At 70.1% G+C, this 25,288-nt stretch carries 19 protein-coding genes and 3 pseudogenes; 10 read left to right on the top strand and 12 right to left on the bottom strand.

Annotation, left to right across the window (positions count from 1 at the left end):
* Window positions 1-47 precede the first annotated feature (47 nt).
* Genes ACWGJ5_RS36955 through ACWGJ5_RS36925 form a run of 7 tightly spaced genes read right to left on the bottom strand, consistent with a single transcriptional unit; the run spans window position 48 to window position 8,049 of the window.
* Complete coding sequence (locus tag ACWGJ5_RS36955; RefSeq protein ID WP_453314003.1) at window positions 48-1,268, bottom strand: M6 family metalloprotease domain-containing protein; 1,221 nt, start codon at window positions 1,266-1,268, stop codon at window positions 48-50.
* A 36-nt stretch (window positions 1,269-1,304) separates the two neighbouring features.
* Window positions 1,305-2,585, bottom strand: a complete 1,281-nt coding sequence (locus ACWGJ5_RS36950) for an alpha/beta fold hydrolase (RefSeq protein WP_453314002.1) — start codon at window positions 2,583-2,585, stop codon at window positions 1,305-1,307.
* The gene (locus ACWGJ5_RS36945; RefSeq protein ID WP_453314001.1) at window positions 2,582-3,622 is read right to left on the bottom strand and encodes an ABC transporter ATP-binding protein; all 1,041 of its coding nucleotides are present in this window, start codon (window positions 3,620-3,622) and stop codon (window positions 2,582-2,584) included. Before ACWGJ5_RS36945 ends, ACWGJ5_RS36950 begins: the two co-directional genes overlap by 4 nt.
* Window positions 3,619-4,440, bottom strand: coding sequence for an ABC transporter ATP-binding protein (locus ACWGJ5_RS36940; RefSeq protein WP_453314000.1), 822 nt, complete (start codon window positions 4,438-4,440; stop codon window positions 3,619-3,621). Before ACWGJ5_RS36940 ends, ACWGJ5_RS36945 begins: the two co-directional genes overlap by 4 nt.
* Window positions 4,437-5,429, bottom strand: a complete 993-nt coding sequence (locus ACWGJ5_RS36935) for an ABC transporter permease (RefSeq protein ID WP_453313999.1) — start codon at window positions 5,427-5,429, stop codon at window positions 4,437-4,439. Before ACWGJ5_RS36935 ends, ACWGJ5_RS36940 begins: the two co-directional genes overlap by 4 nt.
* Window positions 5,426-6,370, bottom strand: coding sequence for an ABC transporter permease (locus ACWGJ5_RS36930; RefSeq protein WP_453313998.1), 945 nt, complete (start codon window positions 6,368-6,370; stop codon window positions 5,426-5,428). The genes ACWGJ5_RS36935 and ACWGJ5_RS36930 overlap by 4 nt, the downstream gene beginning before the upstream one ends.
* Complete coding sequence (locus tag ACWGJ5_RS36925) at window positions 6,367-8,049, bottom strand: ABC transporter substrate-binding protein (protein WP_453313997.1); 1,683 nt, start codon at window positions 8,047-8,049, stop codon at window positions 6,367-6,369. The genes ACWGJ5_RS36930 and ACWGJ5_RS36925 overlap by 4 nt, the downstream gene beginning before the upstream one ends.
* 726 nt (window positions 8,050-8,775) lie before the next feature.
* Between ACWGJ5_RS36925 and ACWGJ5_RS36920 the strand changes: the two genes are divergently transcribed.
* Window positions 8,776-10,155, top strand: a complete 1,380-nt coding sequence (locus ACWGJ5_RS36920; RefSeq protein WP_453313996.1) for a family 2B encapsulin nanocompartment shell protein — start codon at window positions 8,776-8,778, stop codon at window positions 10,153-10,155.
* Entirely contained in the window at window positions 10,142-11,533 is a 1,392-nt protein-coding gene (locus ACWGJ5_RS36915) for a SufS family cysteine desulfurase (RefSeq protein WP_453313995.1), read from the top strand. The genes ACWGJ5_RS36920 and ACWGJ5_RS36915 overlap by 14 nt, the downstream gene beginning before the upstream one ends.
* Window positions 11,534-11,786: 253 nt before the next feature.
* On the opposite strand, the gene ACWGJ5_RS36910 is transcribed toward ACWGJ5_RS36915, so the two are convergent.
* Window positions 11,787-12,965: an amidase domain-containing protein gene (locus ACWGJ5_RS36910; RefSeq protein ID WP_453313994.1), complete on the bottom strand. Its 1,179-nt coding sequence runs from the start codon at window positions 12,963-12,965 to the stop codon at window positions 11,787-11,789.
* 848 nt (window positions 12,966-13,813) lie between these two features.
* Here ACWGJ5_RS36910 and ACWGJ5_RS36905 point away from each other — a divergent pair.
* Window positions 13,814-13,966: pseudogene (locus tag ACWGJ5_RS36905) on the top strand (DNA-binding response regulator); the annotation flags it as partial.
* Between the two features lie 55 nt (window positions 13,967-14,021).
* On the opposite strand, the gene ACWGJ5_RS36900 reads toward ACWGJ5_RS36905, so the two are convergent.
* On the bottom strand, window positions 14,022-16,907 hold the full coding sequence (locus ACWGJ5_RS36900) for a helix-turn-helix transcriptional regulator (RefSeq protein ID WP_453313993.1): 2,886 nt from the start codon (window positions 16,905-16,907) through the stop codon (window positions 14,022-14,024).
* Between the two features lie 122 nt (window positions 16,908-17,029).
* Here ACWGJ5_RS36900 and ACWGJ5_RS36895 point away from each other — a divergent pair, with 122 nt between their 5' ends.
* The gene (locus tag ACWGJ5_RS36895; protein WP_453313992.1) at window positions 17,030-18,229 is read left to right on the top strand and encodes an epoxide hydrolase family protein; all 1,200 of its coding nucleotides are present in this window, start codon (window positions 17,030-17,032) and stop codon (window positions 18,227-18,229) included.
* 166 nt (window positions 18,230-18,395) lie between these two features.
* Here the strand turns inward: ACWGJ5_RS36895 and ACWGJ5_RS36890 are convergent, their stop codons facing one another.
* The 3 genes from ACWGJ5_RS36890 to ACWGJ5_RS36880 are packed head-to-tail and all read right to left on the bottom strand — an operon-like array spanning window position 18,396 to window position 21,615.
* Entirely contained in the window at window positions 18,396-18,878 is a 483-nt protein-coding gene (locus ACWGJ5_RS36890) for a hypothetical protein (protein WP_453313991.1), read from the bottom strand.
* Window positions 18,875-20,707 carry a glycoside hydrolase family 15 protein gene (locus ACWGJ5_RS36885; protein ID WP_453313990.1) on the bottom strand — a complete coding sequence of 611 codons (1,833 nt, stop codon included), beginning with the start codon at window positions 20,705-20,707 and terminating at the stop codon, window positions 18,875-18,877. Before ACWGJ5_RS36885 ends, ACWGJ5_RS36890 begins: the two co-directional genes overlap by 4 nt.
* A gap of 29 nt (window positions 20,708-20,736) precedes the next feature.
* Window positions 20,737-21,615: a patatin-like phospholipase family protein gene (locus ACWGJ5_RS36880; protein ID WP_453313989.1), complete on the bottom strand. Its 879-nt coding sequence runs from the start codon at window positions 21,613-21,615 to the stop codon at window positions 20,737-20,739.
* 900 nt (window positions 21,616-22,515) lie between these two features.
* Between ACWGJ5_RS36880 and ACWGJ5_RS36875 the strand changes: the two genes are divergently transcribed.
* The 6 genes and pseudogenes from ACWGJ5_RS36875 to ACWGJ5_RS36850 all read left to right on the top strand — a co-directional run bounded on the left by ACWGJ5_RS36875 (window position 22,516) and on the right by ACWGJ5_RS36850 (window position 25,273).
* A complete protein-coding gene (locus tag ACWGJ5_RS36875) occupies window positions 22,516-22,737 on the top strand; it encodes a hypothetical protein (RefSeq protein WP_453313988.1) in 222 nt (73 codons plus the stop codon).
* Window positions 22,683-23,012 (top strand): annotated as a pseudogene (locus ACWGJ5_RS36870) (alpha/beta hydrolase); the annotation flags it as partial. The gene ACWGJ5_RS36875 and the pseudogene ACWGJ5_RS36870, both read left to right, overlap by 55 nt.
* 7 nt (window positions 23,013-23,019) lie before the next feature.
* A pseudogene (locus ACWGJ5_RS36865) lies at window positions 23,020-23,340 on the top strand (PP2C family protein-serine/threonine phosphatase); the annotation flags it as partial.
* Between the two features lie 212 nt (window positions 23,341-23,552).
* Window positions 23,553-24,140, top strand: a complete 588-nt coding sequence (locus ACWGJ5_RS36860; RefSeq protein WP_453313987.1) for a dihydrofolate reductase family protein — start codon at window positions 23,553-23,555, stop codon at window positions 24,138-24,140.
* Between the two features lie 75 nt (window positions 24,141-24,215).
* Window positions 24,216-24,563, top strand: coding sequence for an antibiotic biosynthesis monooxygenase family protein (locus ACWGJ5_RS36855; RefSeq protein ID WP_453313986.1), 348 nt, complete (start codon window positions 24,216-24,218; stop codon window positions 24,561-24,563).
* A 302-nt stretch (window positions 24,564-24,865) separates the two neighbouring features.
* On the top strand, window positions 24,866-25,273 hold the full coding sequence (locus ACWGJ5_RS36850) for a hypothetical protein (RefSeq protein WP_453314031.1): 408 nt from the start codon (window positions 24,866-24,868) through the stop codon (window positions 25,271-25,273).
* The last annotated feature ends 15 nt before the right edge of the window (window positions 25,274-25,288 follow it).

Below are 25,288 nucleotides of genomic sequence, written 5' to 3'. Positions count from 1 at the left end.
TCGGTCGGATGGTGACTCCCACAGTCACCTCGAAACGACTCCCGCAGTCACGCACGTAACCAGAGCGAGACCGTGTCATGGAGAGGGGTGCTGTCGTCGACGTGGATCCGGACACCCGTGGCAGGGTCGGAGAAGGACTGGCCGGAGTGGAACGCCGCCATGTCCAGTGCCCGGCAGCCCGTCGGCGGGATGGCGCCGGGGTTGCCGTTCACGATCCGGACCGGGCCGTAGCCGGTCTGGGCGGAGGTGTCTACCTGGTAGATGAGCACGCCGGTGGAGCAGGCATGGTCGTCCTCGCCGATGGCCCTGCGGGACTCGGCGACGTAGGCGGTGGTCTCGCCGGTACGGATCACCGCGATCTTCGTACTGCCGGGACTTTCCACAGCCGTCAGGCGGACCGTGCGGCTTCCACTCTCCGCCAGACAGGCGACCTGGCGGTCGTCGATCCAGCCGAACTTCCACCGCTCCCAGCCGATGTGCTGCGGGGCGGCGCCGGCGATGTCGCCCATCAAGTCCCAGCCGCCGACGAAGCGGTGGTAGTCGGCGTCGGTGAACGCGTAGAGGTCGGGTAGGCCGAAGGTGTGGCTGGTCTCGTGGTCGGCGACCTTGAAGCCCCAGTGCCACATGTCCTGCCCGAACGTCACGGCCCACTTGATGCGCGTGCCGTCGGCGGTGATGCCCGCCGTGGTGGGGTCGTACAGGTACGTCGGCGAGAAGCTGATCGCGGCGGCGGACTTGGCCGGGACGATGTAGATCATGTCGTAGCGGGAGAAGTCGGCGTACAAGTCGGCGGCCGCCACCGCCTGCCGGACGTACGCCTCGTGCTGCTCGAAGGTGATCCCGCGCTGGAAGCCGTAGCTGGTGGAGTCCTGCGGCATCCGTATCCACCGGTTGAGCGGGGTGATGTCCAGCGTGCTCCGCCCGTAGGAGTCGCGCTTCATCCAGTCGGCGGCGGGGGCGAGTTGCCGGTAGTAGTCGGAGGTCGGGCCCGCGGCCTGGGCGTCGGGGAAGTCGACGAACAGCATGAGCACGTGCCTGGTGCCGAGGGGGCGCTGGAACTGGGTGGTGTAGTCGGTGGTGTGGCCCTCGTCCGTCCAGCCGGTCCGGCCGGGCAGGGCGCAGTCGGTGGCCGGAGCCGCGCTGCGCGCCGGAGCGGCGGTTGCGGCCTGGGCGGCGGTCGGGGTCGGAGCGGCGGCGCCGAGCGACAAGAACGCCGTCGCGGCGGCACCCGCGGCAAAAGCCCTGAGCCTGTGGGGGGATCCGGACATGTCTCCTCGTCTCTCCTTCGGGTCGGTGCGGGGACGTCAGGCGCGTCCGGTGACCATGGCCATCAGGCGGGACAGCACGACTTCGCCGGACGCGCTCACCCCGTCGTGCTCCCACTCGTTGGTGACCCAGGCGCGTAGCGCGCCGACCGAGTGCGCGGTCGGGAGGGACAGCTCGGTGGGCACGTACATGTCGTCGTGGTAGATGGCGGCGGCCACCGGCACCTGGTTGGCCGCCAGGCGCGACGGGGAGTACAGCTCGGGCCAGTCGGCCCTCCGGGCCAGCAGCTGGACCGCGTCGCGGAACGGCCGCAGCCCGGCGATCTCCTCGAACATCCAGGGATAGAACATCTCGCCGGTCAGCAGCAGCGGGTCGGTGTCCTCCGCGAACTCCGGGCGTCCGGCGATCGCTCGGGCGGCGGCCCAGTCGGTGGGCTTGCCATCCTGCGCGAAGCAGGCTTCCTGGAGCACGGCGAAGAGCGGGTTCTCGATGAGCCCGGTCAGGTTCATCACCTGCTGCAGGAAGGTCGCCGAGGGTTCGCCGTCGGCGCCGAGGGCTTCGTCCAGCAGCCAGTGCAGGCGCGCTGCTCCGTCGCCCATGCCCAGCATCAGGCCGAGGGTGCGCAGCCGCCGGACGGTGAGCCGGTCCCCGTCGGGCAGCAGCACAGTCCGGCGATCGAGCAGGCCGGCGATGCGCCGGACCAGATCGAGGTCACCGGGGTAACGGGCGTAGAACGCGGTCACCTTCTCCCTGACCCGCGGATACGTGGCGGCGTAGACGTCGTCGGCGGTGGCGTCCAGGCCGGAGAGGCCGCCGGTGATGTAGCAGGCACGGAGTCCTTCGGGTGCCTGGGACAGGTAGGTCAGGGTGATGAAGCCGCCGTAGCTCTGGCCGAGCGTCTCCCATGGCTCGTCGCCGCACAGCTGATGCCGGATCAGCTCCGCGTCGGCGACGATCGAGTCCGCGCGGAAGAGGGCGAGATGGCCGGCCAGTTCCCCGGCATCGGAGAACCGCCCGGCCGACCGGGCCGTGACCGGGGTGCTGCGGCCGGTGCCGCGTTGGTCCAGCAGCAGCACCCGGTGGGTCCTGAGGGCACGGGCGAGCCACCCGGCGGTGGCGTTCAGCGGCCGGGGCGACTTGCCTCCGGGCCCGCCCTGCAGGAACAGCAGCCAGGGCAGCCGCTCGCCGGCGCGGGCCGGGTCGGACAGTTCCCGGGCGAACACCTGGATCGAGGGTCCCGTGGGGGCGGTGTGGTCGAGCGGCACGGTGAAGGAGTGGTCGGTCACGGCGAGACCGGGCAGGCGGTAGCTACGGCTCATGAGGTCCTTTCCTCGGTGCACGACACGTCGGTGCACGACTTCTCGGTGAACGACACGGACGGTGGCTGGGCCAGCGGCTCGGGGTAGTGGCAGGCGACCTCGTGGCCCGAGGCGATCGCGCGCAGCACGGGCCGCTCGGCGGCGCAGCGGTCGGCCGCCCGGGGACAACGGGTGCGGAACGGGCAGCCGCTGGGCGGATCGAGGGGACTGGGCAGGTCGCCGCGGAGAACGATCCGCTCGCGGGCCCGCTCGGCATCAGGGTCGGGCAGCGGTACGGCGGAGAGCAGGGCGTGGGTGTACGGATGCGCGGCGCGGCCGTAGAGCGTGTCCCGGTCGGCCGTCTCCACGACCGTACCCAGGTACATCACGGCGACGCGCGTGCTGATCTGGCGGACCGCGCCGAGGTCGTGCGCGATGAACACGTAGGCGAGGCCGTACTCCTGCTGCAGGTCCTTGAGCAGGTTGAGGATCTGTGCCTGGACCGACACGTCGAGCGCCGAGACGGGCTCGTCGCACACCACCAGTTTCGGCCGTAGCGCCAGCGCCCGGGCGATCCCGATGCGCTGCGCCTGGCCGCCGGAGAACTCGTGGGGGTAGCGGGCGGCGTGCTCCGGCCTGAGGCCCACCCGCTCCAGCAACTGTTCCACCGGTTCGTCGGCGGTCAGTCCCTGGTAGCGGTACGGGGCGGTCAGGATCTGCCGGACGGTCTGGCGGGGGTTGAGCGAGGAGAACGGATCCTGGAAGATCATCTGCAGGTCGCGGCGTACGGGCCGTGTCAACTGCTCGCCCGGCGTGGTCAGTTCCCGTCCGGACACCGAGACCGTGCCCGACGTCGGCTCGATCAGCCGGGTCAGCAGCCGGGCGACCGTGGACTTGCCGCAGCCGGACTCGCCGACCAGCCCCAGTGTTTCGCCCGCGTCCACCCGCAGTGACACACCGTCGACCGCCCTGACGTGTCCGGCGAGCCGCCGGGTCAGGCCGTGCCGTACGGGGAACCGCTTGACCAGGTCGCGCGCCTGAAGCAAGGGGGCGTTCACGCTGTCACCTCCGGTGCCGACAACGTGGGCAACCGGTCGGGCAGCGGCCCATCGACCCGGGGAACACAGGCGAGCAGGCCCTTGGTGTAGACGTCGCGCGGCCGGTAGAACACCTCGCGGACCGTGCCCCGCTCGACCGCTCGGCCGCCGTACATCACGACGACCTCGTCGGCCAGTCCGGCGACCACGCCCATGTCATGGGTGATGAGCATGACGGCGGTGCCGGACCGCTCCCGCAACTCCCGCAGCAATTCCAGGATCTGGGCCTGCACGGTCACGTCGAGCGCGGTCGTCGGTTCGTCGGCGATGAGCAGGTCGGGCTCCAGACACAGGGCCATCGCGATCATCACGCGCTGGCGCATGCCGCCGGAGAACTCGTGGGGATACGCGCGGGCGCGCCGCTCGGGCTCGGGGATGCCGACCCGGTCCAGCATCCGCACCGCGACGCGGTGCCCCTCGCGACGTCCGGCCCGGCGGTGCGCACGGAAGGCCTCGGCGATCTGGAAGCCCACCGGGTAGTAGGGGTTCAGGCAGGACAGCGGATCCTGGAAGATCATCGCGATCCGGTCGCCGCGCAGCCGGCGCAGCGCCCGCCGGTCCAGGCCGGTCAACCGCTGCCCGTCGAACCGGACTTCACCCGTGACCCGGGCATCGGGCAGCAGTCCCATGACGGCCAGGCTGGACACGGACTTGCCGCTGCCGGACTCGCCCACCACGCCGAGCACCGCTCCCGCGGCCAGGTCCAGATCGAGTCCGTCGACGGCGCGCACGCCGCCCGCGAAGTCCACGGTCAGATCACGTACGGTCAGCAGGGTCATCCCACGGCCCTCACTCTCGGGTCCAGGAGCGCGTAGACCAGGTCCACCGCGACGTTGGCGAGCACGACGAACGCCGCGGCGAAGAGCGTCACCCCGAGGATCACCGGCTGATCGGCGCTGTTGATCGCGTCGGCCGCGAGCTTGCCCACGCCGGGCAGTCCGAAGACCGACTCGGTGATGAGGGCGCCGCCGAGCAGCGCACCGAGGTCCATCCCGAAGATCGTCACGATGGGCATCAGCGCCGGCCGCAGCGCATGCCGGCGCAGCACGGTCGGCTCGGGCAGGCCCTTGGCCCGGGCGGTGCGGACGTAGTTCTGGCCGAGACTGTCGAGCATCTCGCCGCGGGTGATCCGGGCATAGATGCCGGCGTAGAGCATCGCCAGCGTGATCCACGGCATGACCATGGACTCCACCCAGCCGACCGGGTCCGCGGTGAGCGGTATCGCCTGCGGATAGGGCAGCAGACCGAGCTTGACGACGAGCAGGTACTGCAGCACCAGGGCGGTGAAGTACACCGGCAGCGAGACACCGCCCAGCGCCGCCGTCATCGCCGCCCGGTCCCACAGGCTGCCTCGGCGCAGAGCCGAGATCACACCCGCTGTGACACCGACGACCAGCCACAACGCCGCCGCGCCCATGGCGATCGAGATGCTGACCGGCAGCCGGTCCGTGAGCATCCGCCACACCGGCTGATCGGTCTGGAAGCTGAACCCCAGGCACGGGGCGGGACAGTTCACGGCATGCGCACCCGTGCCGTATCCGCGGCCGGCCACGATACCGACGAGATAGTCGCGGAACTGCACGAGCACCGGGTGGTTCAGGCCGAGCGTGGTACGGATCTCGGCGATCCGCTCCGGGCTGCACGCCTTGCCGCAGGCGCCCTGCGCCGGGTCGGCGGGCATCAGATAGAAGATCGCGAAGGTGGCCGCGCAGATCACCAGCAGGATCGCCGCCGTCGCGGCCAGTCTGCGCAGGACATAGAGGATCATCGGCGGCGCCTCCGCGGGTCGAGTGCGTCCCGTACCGCGTCGCCCAGCACGTTGAAGGCGAGCACGGTGACGAACAGGAAGACGCCCGGGACGAGGAAGTAGACGGGGTCGGCGGCGTACCACGGCACAGCGGAGGCGATCATCTGGCCCCAGGAGGGGGTCGGCGGGCGCACTCCGATGCCGAGGAAGGACAGGCCCGCCTCGGTGGCGACGTAGCCGGGGATCGACATGGTCGCCACCACGAGGATCGGCCCGCTCAGGTTGGGCAGCACCTCCCGCACCAGCAGGGCGCGCCGGGAGGCACCGAGCACCCGGGCCGCGGCCACGAACTCGCCGCGGGCCAGCACCATCGCCTGCCCGCGCACGATCCGCCCGACGTACGGCCACCCGAAGAAGCCGAGCACGACGACCAGCAGCAACTGCCGGTTCACACCTGGCGCCGCGGAGATCAGCGCGATCATGAAGATGAGCGCGGGAAAGGACATGAGCAGGTCCATCAGCCTGCCGACGACGGCGTCGGTCCAGCCACCGAAGAACCCGGCGGCCAGCCCCAGCGCCGTACCGAGAGCCACCGACACAGCGGTGGCGAGCAGGGCGATCAGCAGCGAGACCCGGGCGCCGTAGACGACACGGGCGAGGATGTCCCGGCCGCTGCCGGGCTCGACGCCCAGCCAGTGTGCGGCGCTGATCCCGCCTCCGGTGCCGCGCGGCAGTCCGCCGAGCGCCGGGTCCACCGCTTCGGAATGGAAGTCGGTCGGGGACGTGCCGGCCGACCAGGCGATCAGCGGGGCCGCGAGGGCGATCAGCACCAGGAGCACGACCACCGTCAGCGCGACCGTGGCGGACCGCTGGGCCAGCAGCCGGCGCAACAGGGAGGTCTCGTGGGGTACGACGCGATGCGCCGCGTCGGACGGTACCGGGGCGGGGAGCGTGGCGGTCACTTGCTCAGTCCCAGGGAGACCAGATCCAGCTCGCCGACGTAGGCGATGTGCCCATAGGCGCCGGTGACATGAGGCCCGGTTAGGACGGCCGCCTTGTCCCACAGGAACGGTACGACCGGAGCGTCGTGCATGATCTGCCGGGCCAGTTCGCCGTACGCCGTCGCGGCGGCCGCTGGATCCTTCATCCTGGCGATCGCGTCGATGCGGGCGTTGACGGCGGGGGAGTTGTACTGGGCGTGGTTGTTGTTGCCCTCGGGGGTGATCAGCCGGCCGTCGAAGACGAGGGGCAGGTAGGTGGAGGCACCGGGCCAGTCGGGCGTCCAGCCGTCGATCACCAGGTCGTGTTCCTGGGAGGTGTTCCCGACCGTGCTGTAGAACGCCGACGAACTGATCGCGTTGATGTTCACCTTGATCCCGGCCTTGGCCAGGGACGCCTGCACGGCCTCGCCCTGCGCCTGGCCGCCCGCGGTGGCCGGTGTGTCGAGCGTGAGGGTCAGGCCCGAGGCGTGGCCCGCCTGGGCCAGCAGCGCCTTGGCCCTGGCCGGATCGCCCTTGCCGCCCGGGCTCGGGAACGGATCGTCGGGGACGGCGCCCGGCAGCGACGGCGGTAGCAGAGTGGTCGCCAGCTTGCCGGCGATCGGGCCGCCCCGGGCCGTGCGCAGCGCGTCCTTGTCCAGCGCGTAGGCGATCGCCTGCCGCACCCGGACGTCGTCGAGCGGCTTGTGGCGGGTGTTGATGCTCAGATAGCGCGTATTGATCGACTCGCCGGTGACCAGCCGTTTGCGCGCCGCGGGGTTGGCCATCACCGGTCCGACGGAGGCCGGTCCGACCGGCGCGAAGGCGACGGCGTCCGCGTCCTGTCCCTGAGCGGCGATGAGCCGCTGGTCGACGACGGCCGGGTCGAGGTCGAGATCGATCACGATCTCGTCGGGCAGACCTTTGCGCACTGTGTCGGTGGCCGGGCTCCAGTGGGTGTTGCGGACCAGCGTGAGCCGCTTCTTGGGTTCGAAGGTCCCGATCTTGTACGGACCGGAGGAGAAGGGCCTGCTGTCGTAACGGACTCCGGTGTCCTTGTCCTGCGGAACCGGGGCGAAGGCCGGCAGCGACACCGCCGAACCGAAGTCGGCCACCGGCCGGTTGAGCTTGAAGACGATCGTCCTGTCGTCCGGGGTCTCGATCGAGGCGAGCCCGTGCTTGTCCTCGTAGGGGCCCTTGTAACTCCGGCCCCCGGCAAGCCACATCCGCGCGTACGGCGGCCCTTCGGGGAGTTCCGCGGCGAACGTCCGCTCGACCCCGTACTTGATGTCCCGGCTGGTGATGGCCCGCCCGTCCTCGAACTTCACCCCCGCCTTGAGCGTGAAGGTCCAGGTGCGGCCATCGGCGCTCGGGCGTCCGGTGTCCGTCGCCAGGTCCGGCACGATCCTTCCGCCGGCCGGGCCGGGCGCCGCGGCGTACGTCGTCAGCGTCCGGTAGATGAGCCGGCCGACGTCCTCGGAGGAGGTGACGTAGTTGCGGGCCGGATCGAGGTGCTCCAGGTCGGTGCTGGAGAGCACGTGAAGTGTGCCCCCCTTGCTCGCGGGCCCGCCCTGGCCGTCGCCCCCGCCGGCTCCCCCGCAGCCGGCGACGGCGACGAGTCCGAGGGCGGCGACCATGACCATCCCGGATCGTCGTGCTCTCACGATTGAGCTCCTATGTGATGTGACATTGCACAGCAGGCCTGGGCCAAGGGTGGAGGCGGACGGCCCCGACGGACAGCTCTCGGATGCCCAGAACATCGGGTTATGGACGCAGGGGGGCGCCGTGCGGTGCGGTCCCGGTTCCCTGAACGCGGACGGTTCCCGGCGCCGCGGCGGTCGGGTGGCCAGGGAAGAGCGCCCGCACGGCACAAGGCGGCCCCGGCCGGTTACCCCACCTGCACCACCTCACCGGCCCCTGCGCAAGGCCGCCACCGCGGTCTCTGACAGCCACCTGATCCACCGGGTCGGCCACCGCCAGGGGTGGCCGCCCTTGGGGATTCATCGAACGGCTGCCGGGATCCGGGCAGCCCCCGTTCTGTCGGCTGCAACGCCTCGACCGTCCTGGGTGTCGGCCCTTGATGCACGACTTCGATCGGCCGAGGTCGATAATCGCTTCTTTGGGATTCGCAAAGCATTCATATGAGGTGAAATTTGGCCCTCTATGGATGATTCGGATGTGTGGCCGTCTCCGTGCCGGTAGAAAATCCCTGCGACCCTCACATGTCGCGACCTGCGGAGACAGGGGTCGCTCGGGCGTGGGTGCGGCCCTCGAATCTGTGCACGGAGCACAATTCCTGCCATCAGCAGATAAATGCTCTCTTGTGGTGAACCGGTCGACGGGCAGACGATCCCTCCTCGTTGCAACGCCCTACCTGCGAGGAGTTCTCCATGAGCGAGCGGTTGAGCCTCGGCCCGGATGCCGCACGGCAACTCGCCAACACGACCAAGACGACACCGCAGATGCGCGGCATCACACCGCGCTATCTGCTGCGTGCACTGCCCTGGGTGGACGTCGAGTCCGGTGTCTACCGGGTCAACCGGCGCCGTACGTACGTCCTCGGCGACGACCGCATCAGCACCACCGGCGACGACACGCCGCACGTCATCGCAGGTGACCTCCGCGAACTGCCGTACCTGCGTGAGGCGGACGAGACGCTGCTGGAGGAACTGGCCGGCGCGTTCACGCAGGTGTCCTTCGAGCCGGGCGAGGTGCTGGCCCAGGAAAGCGCCCCGGCCGACCGGTTATGGGTGATCGTCCACGGGCGCGCCGAGAAGCGCGCGACCGGGCAGTACGGCGCGGACGCGCTCCTCGACGTCATCGGTGACGGCCAGTTCTTCGACCTCGGTGCGTGGACCCGTGCCGAGGCCATGCCGTACCGGGTGCAGGCGCTGACCGCCGGCGTCGCCCTCTGCCTGGAGCGCGCGGAGCTCGCACGGCTCGGCGAGCGGGACGAGACCTTACGCGGCGCGGTGGACGCGTACGTCGCCGGCGCCGACGTCATGGCCGGCGCCGAGGTCCCCGTCGACCTCACCGCGGGGCACGTCGGCGAGCCGGACCTGCCGGGGACGTTCGTCGACTACGAGGACGCGCCCCGCGAGTACCACATGACACTCGCGCAGACCGTGCTGCGCGTGCACACACGTGTCTCCGACCTCTACAACGGGCCGATCGACCAGACGCGTGCCCAAGCGAACCTCACCGTTCACGCACTGCGCGAGCGGCAGGAAGCCTCGATGCTGTACCACCCGGAGTTCGGGCTCTTCAACAACGTCGCCACCGGGCAGCGCGTACAGACGCGCACCGGCGCGCCCACCCCCGACGACCTGGACGAGTTGCTGACGCGGGTGTGGAAACAGCCCGCGTACTTCCTCGCCCATCCGAAGGCGATCGCGGCGTTCGGACGTGAATGTACGCGCCGGGGCGTGCCCCCGGTGATCGAGAACCGCTTCGGCAGTCCGCTGCTGACCTGGCGCGGGGTGCCCATGCTGCCGTCGGACAAGGTGCGGTTCTCCGGGGGCGCGGGCGTGGGTACGACCGAGATCCTGCTGATGCGGCTCGGCGAGGCGGAACAGGGAGTGGTGGGCCTGCGGCCGTCGAAGGTGGCCGACGAGGTCGAGCCGGGCCTGGCCATGAAGGACATGGGCGTGGACCAGAAGGGCATCACCTCGTACCTGATGACGGCGTACTTCAACGCGGCGGTACTGGTGGAGGACGCGCTCGCGGTGCTCCAGAACGTCGAGGTGTCCAAGTACCATGACTACTCCTGACGTTGCCGGGCTCACCGGTCTGACGGCGCCGACCTCTCCGGGCCTGACCGCGGTTCCCGGGCTCACCACCGCCACTGGCCCCGAAGCCGCCGCAGTCCCCGGGTTGCCCGGGTCTCCGGGGCTCACGGGCCAGGCCATGGCTCCCCACCCGTTCGGCGCCTCCCAGGGTTTCTCGCCCGAAGCCGCCCGCCGGGACGTACCGATCCTGCACCGGACGGTCAATGGCCGCCCGCTGATCTGGCTGGACAACGGTGCCACCACGCAGAAGCCCCGGCAGGTGATCGAGACGCTGGCGGCGTTCTACGCCGTCGCCAACTCCAACATCCACCGGGGCGCACACACCATGGCGCGCGAGGCGACAGAGATGTACGAGACGGGCCGGGCCGCGGTCGCGCAGTTCCTGGGCGTGCCCTCGCCGGAGAGCATCGTCTTCACCCGGGGAACGACCGAGGCGATCAACCTGGCCGCACAGAGCTGGGGGCGCGCCAACCTCGGCCCCGGAGACGACATCCTGGTGCCGGTGCTCGAACACCACGCGAACATCGTGCCCTGGCAGCTGGTCGCCAAGGAGACACGAGCGCGCGTCGTGCCCGTACCCCTGCGGCCGGACGGCAGCATCGACCAGGAGGCGTACGCCGATCTGCTCTCCATGCGGACCCGGCTCGTGGTCATCAGCCACGCCTCGAACGTCCTCGGTACTGTGCCACCGGTGGGGGAGATGACGGCGCTGGCACACCGCTATCAGGCGAAGGTGCTGGTGGACGGGGCACAGGCGGTGGCGCACTTTCCCGTGGACGTACAGGACCTGGACGCCGACTTCTACACCTTCTCCGGCCACAAGATCTACGCCCCCACGGGCATCGGTGCCCTGTACGCAAAACCGGAGATCCTCCAGACCATGGCGCCGTGGCAGTCGGGCGGCAACATGATCGAATCGGTGAGCTTCGACCGCACCACCTACGCCCCGGTACCCCACCGCTTCGAGGCCGGCACCGGCCACATCTCCGGCGTGGCCGGACTGCTGTCCGCCCTCAACTGGCTGACAGCCTTCGACCGCACGGCGGTGGCGGACTACGAGACGCAGCTGATGGCCTACGCGCAGGAGGCCCTGACCAGGGTCCCGGGCCTCGAACTGCTGGGCCCGGCGGCCGAGCGGATCGGCGTACTGACCTTCACCCTGCCCGGCCACACTCCGAACGAGATCGCCGACTGGCTGGACCACGAAGGCATCGCCATCCGGGCCGGCCACCACTGCGCCCAGCCGGCCCTGGCCCACTACGGCCTCGACTCGGCGGCCCGCGCGTCGCTGGCGCTGTACAACACGAGGGAGGAGGTGGACCGGCTAGTGGGGTCGCTGCTGGAGCTGCAGGCCACCTGAGTCCGGACGCGCGGTGGCTCCGGACGGGCCCGCCGGCCCTGCCCGCCTGACCTCGGACAGGGGCGTAGGGGGCATGGTTCCGTGAGATTGCGGTAGGGAGCGCCGTGGCCAACTGACCCGAGCGAAATGGCACCTCTCCTCGAGCACACACACCGTCGGCCAGCGGCCTTTCCCAACCGTCGCTGGCCGGCTCGCTGAGGGGACACAGCCACCCTGAGACTGAGCACGTAACGGTGTGCCTGTGTGATGGCCCTCAGGTCTGTAGGGGGTAGAGCCACGCACTGCCGTTGGCGGGATCGGACAGGATCTCGGAGAGGGGGCGGTCGGCGTAGTCGTCGGTGTGCTGGGTCATGAGTGGTGATTCGTTCCAGCCGGTGCAGATCTGGGTGTGCTGGATGTCGTTGGGGGCGTGGGAGAAGTTGTACTGCAGGATGTCCGACGGGGTCAGGTCATAGGCGTTGTCGAGCACGGTGGTGCGCTTGGAGTTCTGGGTGGCGTACACGAAGAAGTTCTCGGCGCCGGCCCAGGTGTAGGAAGTGTTGTAGAAGAACCCGTAGCAGTACCAGCAGGAGTTGTCGTCGCGGGAATTGTCCGGCCAGGAGCCTTCGGTCAGCCAGCCGCCGGTGACGAGGCACTGCGATATGAAGTTGGTGCAGTCGTCGTCGTAGACCGGGTACGCGAGGAAGTTGCGGTCGTTCCACCACTGCTCGGCGTAGGAGATCATGGCGCTGTAGTCGTAGCCGCCGTCCGCGGGCTTGGCAGCGGACTGCCGGCCGGACGGATCGGCCTTGGCCGGGCGCCGTCCCGCCTGCGGGACTGCGTTCGGTACCACCCGGAGGCGCATCGGCTCCGGAATCGACTCGGGGAACTGGGTCAGCGGGCGCGAGTATGCATTGGTGGGCAGGTAGCGGCAACCCGCCAGCGCCCAGGCGCCGTTGATCTGGTGGAAGACCACGTGGTGCGCGCTGCGGTAGCGGGTGCTTGCCGGGGAGCCGGGCGCGGTGCGGGCGAAGTACAGCGCGGTGTGTTCCACCGCTCGGGCAGTGACGGTGCCACCGTGCACGCGGACATCGGTGAGCTCGGCAGTGGTGCGGGCGCGGGTGTAGCCGCTGTGCAACGCGGCGGTCCGGTCGCGGACGCCGTCGAGGCGGTCGGCGTCACTGCGGTAGTCGCGGACCAGATCGGAGGTGAGGGGGAGGGCCGCGGCCTGGTTCGGCGCCGGCCGGGCCGCGGTCACCCGGGCCGCCCGGTCGGCAAGGTACTGCTGTACCAGCAGGGTCAGTTGGCGGTGTTGCGCGGCGGGAAGGCCGCCGTTGCGGTCGCGGCTCTGCTCTGTCCGGTCGGTGGTCGGCGCCGGCGCGGCCCCGGTGAGGGCAGTGGCGGCGGCCGTGGTGGCACCCAGTCCCGAGAGAAGCAGGGATCGGCGGTGCATGACAAGTCACTCCTCACTGATGGGGCATCAACTCCTCTGCCAGGCTAGGGGCGCACCACCCCGGAACTGAGGGATGCACTTGCCAGGATCCTGAAACCCATGTGACGACCCGGTGCCTGCTCGACCACCGTGGTCACATCTGCGGTGGGCGGAGCGAGATTGCCTCGCACACGGCGGCGTAGCGCGCGCCGGGCCGGATGCACGCCGGTCAGGCGTCTCGGTGCGGTCGTATCCCGCACCGTGTGAGGCCCCTGTTCCAGTTCTCCCCCCGTGAGGGGGCTGGTCCGTGTTTGGTCAGTGAGCGAGGTGTGTATCCCTGCGCCAGCTGTCCGAGCTGACGGCGGCCGAGACGCACCGCCTGGACCGCGCGATCGTCGCGATCAGCGTCAAACCGGAGCTGGGCACCCCCGTGCCGGACACCCTGCTGCGCGACTACACCGACGACGTTGACGGGCCCGGGTGATCTACTACGTCACTGCTCTCCAGTCCATCACGATCGCCGCGTACGTGGAGGCGTAGCAGTCCTGCCGAGCACGTGCGCTGGTGCAGCGGGCCGGGCTGCATGAGCCGGGTCGGAACCTGCCGCAGCCTCACTGATTCCTCACGCCTTGCAGGCTCGCTTCGCCGGCACGGTGTGGACGACCTGCACGTCCTGGTACCGCACCGCCGACGGCCGCACTGTGGCCAAGCGGCCCGGATACATCGCGGAGTACGCGGCCGGAACGCGACGGGCGCGGACTGGACGGCCTGCGCGAGCGTCTGGCCGCCCACGGCGGCACCCTGCAGACCGGCGAGCGCCCCATCGGCGGCTTCCAGGTCCGCGCCGTCATCCCCGTCGAGCAGCCCGCGTGACGAGAGCCCCGCGCGTAGTGATCGCCGGCGACCAGGCGCTGGTCCGCACCGGCTTCGGCATGATCCTCACGGCCGACGGGATCGACGCGGTCGGCCGTACCCGCCCCGACCTGGTCCTGCTGGACATCCGGATGCCGGGCACCGACGGCGCCCCGATCCACAGGTTCTGAGCATGGCTCGCGCGCAATCACTCCGAAGCGACGGTCAGGCCAGCGGCTTCCCCGCTCTCGGAGGAGACAGCGCTGCGCGAAGGTGCCTGCGGGAGCTCACGCCGAGCTTGGCGAATACGTTGCCGAGGTGCCACTCCACCGTGCGAGGGCTGATGAACAACTGCGCAGCGATCTCGGAGTTGGTGTGGTCTCCGGCCAGCCTGGCGATTTGGGCTTCTTGACTGGTGAGTTCGGCGACGGCGCCGGCCGTTCGCTTGCGTACGGTTTCTCCGGTCGCCAGGAGTTCCCTGCGGGCGCGTTCGGCGAAGCCGTCGGCTCCGAACCGGCTGAATGCCTCGTAGGCGGAGCGTAGTTGAGTACGGCTGTCCTGACGGCGGTTCCGGCGCCGCAGCCACTCGCCGTACAGCAGGTGGGCGCGGGCGAGCTGGACGGCGATGCGGCAGCGTCCAAGACGCTCGATCGCCTCCCGGTAGAGCGCGTCGGCGGCCTGGTCGTCGCTCAGCAGCGCGCGCGAGCAGGCCCCTGCGCCCAGGGCCCACTCGGTACCGGTCTCGTGTGTGCGCTCGGTGAGATCGTCCAGCGCCGCCTCGCCGGCCTCCGGCTGCCCGCTGCGGGCGGCCGCCTCGATCAGTTCGGCCAGTGCCCACCCGAAGAAGCCCAGATCCTCGTACTGGCATGCGCGCGTCGCGGCTGCCAGCGCGGCGTCGTAGCGGCCGAGTCCGTTGTACAGCAGAGCGGTCGCGTACTCGGCCAGGCCGAGGACGCGCCCTTCACCCCTGGGACGCACTTCTTCGATGGTGGTCTCGATGAGTTCCAGTGCCTTGGAGGCCTGTCCTCGCCAGGCAGCGAGCACCAGCGACGTGTACATCATGGGTACGCCGCCCATTGCCTCCGAGACCGCCGTGGCCTCGTCGATCAGAGCCGCTGCGGTGTCGAATGCGCCGGCGTGGACGTGGGAGCACGCCTGGTAGGTCAGCGCCATCGGGAGGACGGCGAGCGCCCCCGCCTCGCGGGCGCGGCCGACGGCGCCCAGCGCCAGCTCATGCCACGCGTCGTCGTCCCACAGCTCAGGTGCGAGAGGCTCGGGTGTCACACGGAACGCCAGCCACAGCCAGTGCCTGTCCGCATCCGTCGCGCCGGTCTCCTGCTTCTGCCGGACGACGTGCAGTGCATGCCTGAGGGCGGCAACGCCGGGGCCGTAGTCATCGAGGATCCGGCTGGCGATGCCGTCCAGAACAACGTCTACCGTCCGCGGCGGCGTCTGCGGCGGCGGTCCGGCGCGGGCTGCCTCGGCCACCTCCCGCAGCCCGGGTCCGTCGCTCAGACGGCCGGCAAAGATCGCAGCGCCGACCGTCTCCAGCAGGGTGTCGCGGGCAAGGGCGGCGTCGAGAGGTGCCAGCCGGTTTGCGGCGTCGAGCAGGAGCCGCGGCGCTGAGCTGCCCCGCACCTGGGAGAACACCAGCCGGGCTCGCAGCCGCTCGAGTCGGGCGCGCTGCAGATCGTCGAGTGGGCCGGCCTCCGCGACGGCCAGCAGGGTGTGGGCCTGGTCAGCTCCGCCTGCGTCGATGTGGGCCTGAGCGGCGGCCAGCGCACGGCCGACGCGGCGTGCGGGATCAGGAGTCAGTTCCGTCGCCTGTCGCAGGAACGAGGCCGCCGCAGCGATTCCTCCCCTGCCTTGGGCCCGGCCGGCCGAGCGCTCCAGGTCGACGGCGATGCCCTCGTCGGGCCGGTTGGCGGCATGAGCACGGTGCCAGGCCCTGCGATCAGGATCAAGGTGGGGATCGGTGGCTTCTGCCAGCGCCCGGTGCGCCGCCCGGCGTCCCGGCGCGGACGTCCTCCGGTAGATGGCCGAGCGCACCAGGGGGTGGTGGAATCGCACCCTGGTATCGAACTCGACCAGTCCCGCGGCCTCGGCCGGTGCTGCGGCGTCCACCGGTATCCCCTGCAGACCGGCTGCGCGCCACAACAGATCCACATCTCCGGTCGGCTCGGCCGCGGCCGTCAGCAGAAGACGCCGGCTGTCCGCCGGAAGCGATCGGAACTGCTGGTGAAAGGCGCTTTCGATGTGACTTGCCAGGGGGCGCCTGCCGGGAAGCCAGAAGCCGCCCGCCAGCTCGGCGGGCGCCAGCGCGTGCGGCAGTTGGAGCAGGGCCATCGGGTTGCCGTGTGTTTCGGCGACGATCCGGTCCCTTACCAGCGGGTCGAGCGGCACGTGGACCGCCGAAGCCAGCAGGGCACGCGCGTCGCGCTCACTCAGGCCCTCGATGATCAGCTCCGGCAGACCGACCAGCTCACGACCGTCATCGGCATCCCGCACGGCGAAGATCAAGGCTACCGATTCGGCCACCAATCGCCTGGCCACGAATACCAGCACCCGCAGGGATTCCTCATCCAGCCACTGCGCATCGTCGACGAGGCAGGCCAGTGGTCGGTCCTCGGCGGCGCCGGCCAGCAGTCCGAGCACAGCCAGGCCCACCAGGAACCGATTCGGTGCCTCGCCCTCCTGCAGTCCGAACGCGACGGACAGTGCATCGCGCTGCGGACCGGGCAGCTGGTGGAACCGGCCCAGCAAGGGTGCGCAGAGCTGGTGAAGGCTCGCGAAGGGGAGCTCCATCTCCGGCTCTATGCCTGCGATGCCGAGGGCGCGGAACCCGATTGCCCGGCGCGCTGCGTAGTCCAGCAACGCGGTCTTGCCGATCCCGGCCTCGCCGCGCAGGACCAGGACCGCGCTGTTGCCCGCCCGCGCTGTGGCCAGGACCCGCTCCAGCGCGGCCAGCTCCTGGCCCCGGCCCTGTAGCGCGACCCCCGAATCGATGGCCTGTACATCCATGGGTTGATCTTCCTGGAGCGCCACTTTGATGCGCTGCCTCGACCGTATTCCCTTTTGGGCGCTTTCCGTAGTTGTACGGGAATCGTCCATCCCCGGGTTCCGGCCAAGGGGACACCCCGGGGTTTTCCCTGGGGCGACGCACGCAGACCTGAACGACTGTGGATGAGCCGGCGACGCAGGGTCGCCGACAATGCAAGGAGACCAACCCCCACATGTCTGACACTTCCGCATCGACGACCATCCGGCCGTTCACGTTCGAGTTCCCCGAGGCGGAGCTCCAGGACCTGCGTGCGCGCATCGAGGCGACGCGTTTCCCCGAGAAAGAGACCGTCGCCGATCAGTCCCAGGGCACCCAGCTGGCCACCATCAAGGAGCTGGCACGCTACTGGGCGACGGAGTACGACTGGCGCAAGGTCGAGGCGCGGCTGAATTCCTACCCGCAGTTCACCACCGAGATCGACGGGCTGGACATTCATTTCATCCACGTCCGCTCGAAGCACGAGAACGCCCTGCCGGTGATCGTCACGCACGGCTGGCCGGGCTCGATCATCGAGCAGCTGAAGATCATCGAGCCGCTCACGAACCCGACGGCCCACGGGGGCAACGCCTCGGACGCCTTCCACGTGGTGATCCCGTCGATGCCCGGCTACGGCTTCTCCGGCAAGCCGGCCTCCAAGGGCTGGGACCCCGAGCACATCGCCCGCGCCTGGGGCGAGCTGATGAAGCGCCTGGGCTACACCAAGTACGTCGCGCAGGGTGGCGACTGGGGCGCGGTCGTCACCGACCTCATGGGCGTGCAGGAGCCCGAGGGCCTGGTCGGCATCCACACCAACATGCCCAAGGTGATTCCGCCCGCCATCGAGCAGGCCGTCATCGCCGGCAACCCGCTGCCGTCCGACGTCGTTCTGGCCAATGACGAGGAGAAGCGTGCCGTCGAGCAGCTCGACTTCGTGTACCGGCACGTCTACTACGCCTACATGATGGGCTCACGCCCGCAGTCGCTGACCGCGCTCGCGGACTCGCCGGTCGGCCTGGCGGCCTTCCTGCTCGACCACGACAAGGCCAGCCTGGAGCTGATCACCCGGTCCTTCAACGGAGTGAGTGAGGGCCTGACGCGGGACGACGTCCTGGACAACATCACGCTCTTCTGGCTGACGAACACGGCGATCTCCGCGGCCCGCCTCTACGCGGAGAACAAGACTCCGTTCTTCGGTTCGAAGGGCGTCAAGCTCCCGGTCGCCGTGAGTGTCTTCCCCGACGAGCTCTACCAGGCCCCCAAGAGCTGGTCGGAGCAGGCATACCCGAACCTCGTCCACTACAACAAGCTGCCCAAGGGTGGTCACTTCGCTGCCTGGGAGCAGCCGGACCTCTTCGTCGGAGAGCTCCGCGCGGGCTTCCGGTCGCTTCGATAGATGACCGTGTACGCCCGCCTGCACCGGCGATAGTCGGCGCGGCGGCCGAGGGCGTCACGTGCCCGCTCGGGTTCACCGTCTTCGCCGGGCGTCCGGCCTGAGGCTGCCGCCCGGCGTGGACGTCGGCAGGCGCGGTGACGCCGCGGCCACGCCGAGCCCGGGCCGGCTATGCGCTCAGGGAGGTGAAGGCGCCGACGACGGCGCCGTAGGCGAGGTGCGCGACGAGGGTGACGATCGGGGTGGCCAGGCCGTAGTTGAGCATGAGGAAGCCGGGAGGTTCCAGCAGCGACACATCGGGGGCGCTGGTGAGGGGGGTGCCCATACGGGGGTGGACCAGGGGCAGCAGGATGTTGACCAGTACGGTGCCGGCGAACACGCCGTGGGCGAGTCCGAACAGCGTCCCCAGCCACCAGCTGCTGTGGCCCAGGGCAATGAACAGGGCGTAGTAGCCGAGGGCGAAGAGCTGTCCGATGGTGAAGTGCAGCAGGTAACCGAGGGCCTTGGCGCGGGTGCGGTTGGCGGTGAAGGCGCTGCCGAGCAGGAAGGGGAGGTCGATGCGGGTGAGCCTGAGTTCGCCCGCCGCCCGCAACATGGTGGTGAGGACCAGGGTCCCGAGGAACCCGCCCGCGAGCGCTGCTGTCACACTCATCGCTGGTCCCGTTCGGTGAGGGTGCAGGCGGCGCTGATCAGCGCCAGGTGGCTGAGGGCCTGCGGCAGGTTGCCCAGGAACGCGCCGTCGGCCGGGTCGATCTCCTCGCTGTACAGGCCGACGTCGTTGGCCAACGTGATCAGCTGGTCCATCAGGTCGGCGGCTTCCGTGACGCGTCCGCAGTCGGCCAGGGCCTCGGCGAGCCAGAAGGAACAGGCCAGGAACGCGCCCTCGCTGCCGGGCAGGCCGTCGGCGTCGCTGTAGCGGTGGACGAACGGGCCGTGGGCCAGCTCGCGGCGGATGGCCTCGACCGTGCCGCGCAGCCGCGGCCGGCCGGGGTCCGCGTAGCCGTACAGCAGGCCGAGCAGCAGGCTGGCGTCCACCTCCTCGCTGCCGGCCGTGCGGGTGTAACTGTGCTTGCGGTCGCTGAAGCACCGGGTCTCGATGAACTGCCTGATCGCCTGGCGTTCGTGCCGCCAGCGGTCGGCGTGTCGGGCGGAGACGAGCTGAAGGTCGGCCATGCGTGTGGCGCGGTCCAGGGCCACCCAGCACATCATCTTGGACTGGGTGAAGTGCAGCGGGCGGCTGCGGACCTCCCAGATCCCCGCGTCGGGCTCCCGCCACAGCCTGCACACCAGGTCGGCCATCTCTGCGACGCGGCGGGCGATGTCGGCGTCCAGCCGTCCTGCGGCTTGCGCGTACAGCCATGCGGTCTGGAGCAGCTCACCGTAGGTGTCCAGCTGCAGCTGGTCGGAGGCTGCGTTACCGATCCGGGCCGGCGAGGATCCCTGGTAGCCCTGGAGCGGCAGCGTGCGCTCAATCGCGCGGGCGCCGCCGTCCAGCTCGTAGAGCACGCGCAGGCGCGGATGGGTGAGCTGGGTGGCGTGCATCAGCCACCAGAAGTAGGCGTGCGCCTCGCGGGCGCAGCCCAGCCGCAGGAACGCTTCCAGGGTGAAGGCCGAGTCCCGGATCCAGGAGAACCGGTAGTCCCAGTTGCGGATCCCGCCGATCTGCTCGGGCAATGAGGACGTGGCGGCTGCCGCGATCGTGCCCGAGGGGGCGAAGACCAGCAGCTTCAGCGCCAGGGCGCTGCGCTCCACCGCCTGCTGCCACGGCCCGCCACAGGCACGCTCGCCCAGCCAGCGGCGCCAGGCCGCGCAGGTGTGTACCAGGCGCGCGTCGCACGCGTCACACGAGGGGAGGATCAGCGGCTCCTGGTGGGCGAAGGACAAGGCGATCAGTGCGCGGGACCCCGTCCGGGTTTCGAAGCGGCCGCTGATCGCAGACTCGGTGCACTGCGGCCGGCCGGCCTGCCAGGTGCAGACCGCGACCGCGTCCGCCCCGCAGGAGGCCACCGGGGCTCCTGCCCGCGTGCGGATGCGCGTCGGGCCGCTGCTGTAGCCGAAGCGGGGGGACACGCTCCAGTGCATCGGCACGCTTCCCGACAGCCCGTCGACCCTGCGCTGCAGCTCCCGCATGGGCGCCAGACGGGCGTCCGGCACCGTCATCGCGTCGGTGACACGGACCGCGCCCAGGGCGGTGGTGAAGGTGGTCTCCAGCACGTTGGTGCCAGGCAGGTAGCGGCGGGCCACTGTCCAGGGCACGGTCGGCCGCAGCGTGCAGCTGCCACCGTGTTGACTGTCGAGGACCGCGGCGAACACCGTCGGGGAGTCCAGATCGGGCACCGGCAGCCAGTCCACGGCACCGTCGCGGGCCACCAGCGCGACGGTGCGGCCGTCCCCGATGGCCGCGTACTCCCGCAGCGGCGCGTACCCGTCGTGGCGCTCCGGCCGCCCGTCGACGGCCGACCCCGAAGAGCCTTTTTCCATCCGGAACACCTCCGAGTTGCCGGACCTCCTCACCCTGACGTCGGCTGCCCGCGAAGGCCGCAACCGATCATTGATGCGCGTGCGTCTGCAGGTACGGCGGATCGCTGGGCGCTCCGTCGGCGAGCCAATTGCGGGTGCTCTCCTGGGCGCCTGTGACGAGTTCGCGGTTGTGGCGGAAAGCGGCCGGGGAGATGCCCAGCGGGCACAGCGGCGGTGCCACCTGCATCTGCAACCGGGGAACCGTACGCGGCGACGTCGACCAGCAGACACTGCTGCAGAATCAGCGTGAGCGCGTGCACGTCCATGCCCAGGGCCGACCCGGGTCCTGTGGCCGGCGCGCAGGCGTAGCCGGCGTGCAGCACGTACACCGTCTGCGCTCCGGCCTCCACGGCATCCGAGATCGGCGTGCGGTTCGCCGCTGCGCCGTCAATCAGGTCCCGTTGCGCGAACCGCACCGGAGGAAACACTCCGGGTGCCGCGGCGCCGGCCATCCCCGCGTCGACGACCGGGCCGCGGGAGAGCACCGCCTGCCTGCCGGTCGTGACCTCGGCGGCCGTCAAGCACAGTTGGCAGGCGGCGCCCTTCAGACGCCCGACGCCCGCAGGCTGCTCAAGCAGCCACCGGAAGGGATCGGCGGCGACGAGACGGCTGCCCCGGCCGGTCAGAGCGAGCAGCTCACGTATGGGCTGGACGGGGAAGATGTCGTCACGGCGCACGGCCCGCCACAGGTCGGCCGGCGCCTCTGCCCCCCGCCGCCCGGGATGCCCGGCGAGGCGGGCTCCGTTGACCGCCCCCACGGACGTACCCACCAGCAGGTCGACATCGTGGTCGGCCGCCGCCGGCAACATGCCCACCTGGATGGCACCCAGGCTCCCCCCGGCGGACAGCTCGACCGCGGTCCTGGCCATCGGAGTCTCCTCTCCACAGGCGGGGCACTGGGGCAGGGCCCCGGCGGAGTTTGCGCGCCGACCTCGCGGCCGCCCGTGGTGCTACGGCGTACGACGCCTACTCGGGGGCTCCAGCCATCACGCCCTTCCGACGTGGTTCCTGATGCTGCCGGCGAGGAGGCAGCACCGGGCTACGCCGGGTTGAGTCGGCCGTCGATGCGCACCGGTGTGGTAGCGGGCGACCCGTGTCCGCGGGCACACCGTCGTGGGGCGGACTGTCGAGGAAGTGCTCCCGGCGCAGGGACCCCGCCCAGAAATACCTGTCGCCCCAACCACCTTCGCGCGGGGTGCCTGAGTGGGCACCGTGCCGTTCCAGATCGGACGCAACATGCCGATCATCTCATCTTGCGTCCTGTGCTGCCATTCCCCGCGGTGTGGAAACCCGGTTCGGTATCTGCACATTTACCTGTCGCTCCACCAGTCGGGATGGATCTGAGCGACGCCGAGGACGCGGCCGGTGATGGCGTTGGCGACGAGCTCGACCAGCGGCGCGGCACACCGCCGTCAAGATCTGACGCGCAACACGGCATCCGTGTCCTCGTCGGTTTCACCACCTTCTCCACCTACGCGGTGGACATCCAGCGCCCGGTCGGCGACAGCCACGCCCCGACTGGCCCGGCGTGCCTGGCCGCCACTGCGCCGGCGTGCCTGGCCGCGGTGTGGATGTCGGCGAACCTGCCCCGCCCCGGGATACCTCTTCGGGCCTCCGCTCGACCTCGCGCCATCCGGCGCATCCGACCAGCGGATGCCCTCTGGCAAGCAAGAATGTCACCAGCCTCGCAGTAGATCTCCGCGCTCAGCCAGCCAGCCTGATCCCCAGCCACCGCACTTGGCGGACGACACAACCAGGTCCTGCGGATCATGCGCACCGCACCCAGTCCGGTCCGGCACGCCCGCGACCGTGCCGCAGCCCTCGGGATCACCACCCGCTACGACAGCTTCTGCGTCCAGCTCGGCCGCTGGACCCGCGAAGGACTCCTCAACGAGGTCGCTGACGCCACCTACCCGCTCTCCACCGCCTGGCTGCTGGCGGTAACCACCAGAACCGCCCGGCGCTGGCCGGCCGGGGGCGCCTCCTCGTGACCGGCAGCGGCTTCCACGTCGCCGTCATCGACGCGCCTGGTCACGGCGACCGGCCGCGCACGGAGCACGACGAGGAGGAGATCGCCGAGCTGTTCCGGGTGAGGGCGGCGGGCGAGCCGGCAGGCCCGGTCGTCGTCCGCTACAACGCCCACCTGGCGGGGCTCGTCGTGCCCGAGTACCTGGCGGCCCTGGACGCCCTCCAGAAGCTCGCGGAGATCGGCAGCGACGGGCCGTTCGGCTACTGGGGCATCAACATGGGCACCGCGATCGGCGTGCTCCCTCCTCGTAGTGCCGGCGGCCAGTGTCGCCATGAGTAGTGCAGTGCGCACGCGCAGACGGCGCGAGCTCAACCAGGTTCGCCGGGTCGCCGAGGCAGCACAACGGGTTCTGCTGCGGCCTGTGCCGCCCCGGCTCGGTCCCGTCCAGATGGCCAGCAAGTACCTCGCGGCAGAGACGGGCGCGCAGATCGGCGGCGATCTGTACGAGGCCGTGCACACCCGGTACGGCGTCCGGATGATCGTGGGAGACGTCCGCGGCAAGGGGCTGCCCGCCGTGCGCCTGGCCGCAGCCGTGCTGGGTGCGTTCCGGGAGGCCGCGCACTATGGCGAGGCTTCAGCACCGTTCCGCCTGTCGAAGCGGAGAGCTACCCATTCGTCCCCGGTGACCGTCTCCTGCTGCACACCGACGGCGTGGTCGAAGCCCGCAGCTCAATGAAGTCGTGAGGTGACTCGGCCCAGCAGGATCCCGCGAGCCGCGATGAGTTTTGTAGGGTCCGGCGGTCGTACTGTCGAACCCGTCACCGAGGAGGGCTTCTGATGCGCAGCGTGACCTATTCGATGAGCGTCTCACTTGACGGCCACATCGTCGGGCCGGACGGCAAATTCGACTGGACGACGCCCGACGAGGAGGTGTTTCGCTTCTGGATCGACGAGATCCGCGAGGTCGGCGTCCACCTGTTGGGACGACGGCTGTACGAGACGATGCTGTACTGGGAGACCGCCGATCAGGATCCGTCGCTCGACCACTCAATGCTCGAGTGGGCCGCGCTCTGGAAGCCGCTTCCGAAGGTGGTGTTCTCCACCACGCTGTCGGCGGTGCAGGGCAATGCCCACCTGGCTTCCGGCGGTCTGGCGGAAGAGATCGAGCGGCTGCGAGCCGAGCCGGGGGAGGGCGACATCGCGATCGGCGGCGCGACCCTCGCCGCCGAGGCGGCCGCATTGGGTCTGATCGACGAGTACCGGGCCATGGTCCACCCGGTGCTGGTCGGCGGTGGCATTCCGTTCTTCCCCCAGCGCGAGCGCCGGGTGGATCTCGAACTCGTCGAGACCCGCACCTTCAGCTCGAGAGTCGTCTACCTCCGCTACCGCGTGGCGCGCCAGGAGCGTGGGTCAGCAACCGGATAGCAGGGTTGTGAGTTCAGATGGGTGGGCGAGATCGTTTGAGGCGATACTGCTGGTGTCGTCTGTTGGAGGACCTTCGTGACCGAACCTGCGCCCGCGTCGCTGCCCGCCCCGCCCTACTACGCCGTGGTGTTCACCGCCGTGCGGACCGCTGGCGACAACTGCTATGGGGAGACAGACGAGCGGTTGCTGAAATTGGCTGCCGACCAGCCGGGATTCCTCGGTGTCGATTCCGCTCGCGGTGCGGATGGCCTGGGGATCACGGTGTCGTACTGGAGGGACGAGGACTCGATTGCCGCTTGGCGGGATCACGCGGAGCACGCCGTGGCCCGGGCCCACGGACGCGAGCACTGGTATGCCTCGTTCTCGCTCCACGTGGCCAAGGTCGAGCGCGCCTACGGGTTTACCCGCCCGGCAGATTTGTAGGTGCCACCTCTGCCCATCCTTGTGAGGTCCCACCCGCACCCCTCGGACGCATCCCCAAGGACGCGACGTTGAAGGAGCGCATCGCCCGCAAGCTGCGGATCAAGCAGGGCAAGGCCGCCTGCAGCCGCCGCAAAGCCATCGTCGAACCTGTCTTCGTCCCGCTCAAGACGCAGGAAAACTCCGGTCGAGACCGCGTGGACAGGACAACCATGGCACCTCCGCCCGCAGCACCATGGGCTCGGGCGCCCCGTCCGACAACACCGTGCGCCCGCCGGTCGTATCAGAGGAAGGGACACGCCGTCATGACACCCAGCCGTCGCTTACGCCAAGGCCGCGCCACGGCCGTCACCACCGTGGCCGCCATCGCCATCGCCACAGGACTCACGGCCACCGGCTGCGACGCCGCCCACCGGACGCTGGACTGCGTGCGCACCGCCAATGCCATCGCGGACAGCGTCTCCGACCTTCAGCAGTCGGCACGGGACGCGGCGCTCGACCCCTCCAAGGCCGACACCTACTTCGCCCCCATCAACAAGAAGCTGAAGGCAATCGGCCACCAGACCGACAACGTCGACGTGAACAAGGCCGTGGACGACCTCGGCCAGGCCGTGGACAACGTCAGCGCGTCCATCAAGAACGGCGACAAGAGTCCGGACCTCAGCCCGGTCAAGGACTCGGCGGGCGAACTGACGAAGGCCTGCACACAGTAGCGGTACGTGCAGGAC

It is taken from the genome of Streptomyces sp. NPDC054783 (genome assembly GCF_053611725.1).
This window is presented reverse-complemented; position numbering and strand designations above follow the sequence as displayed.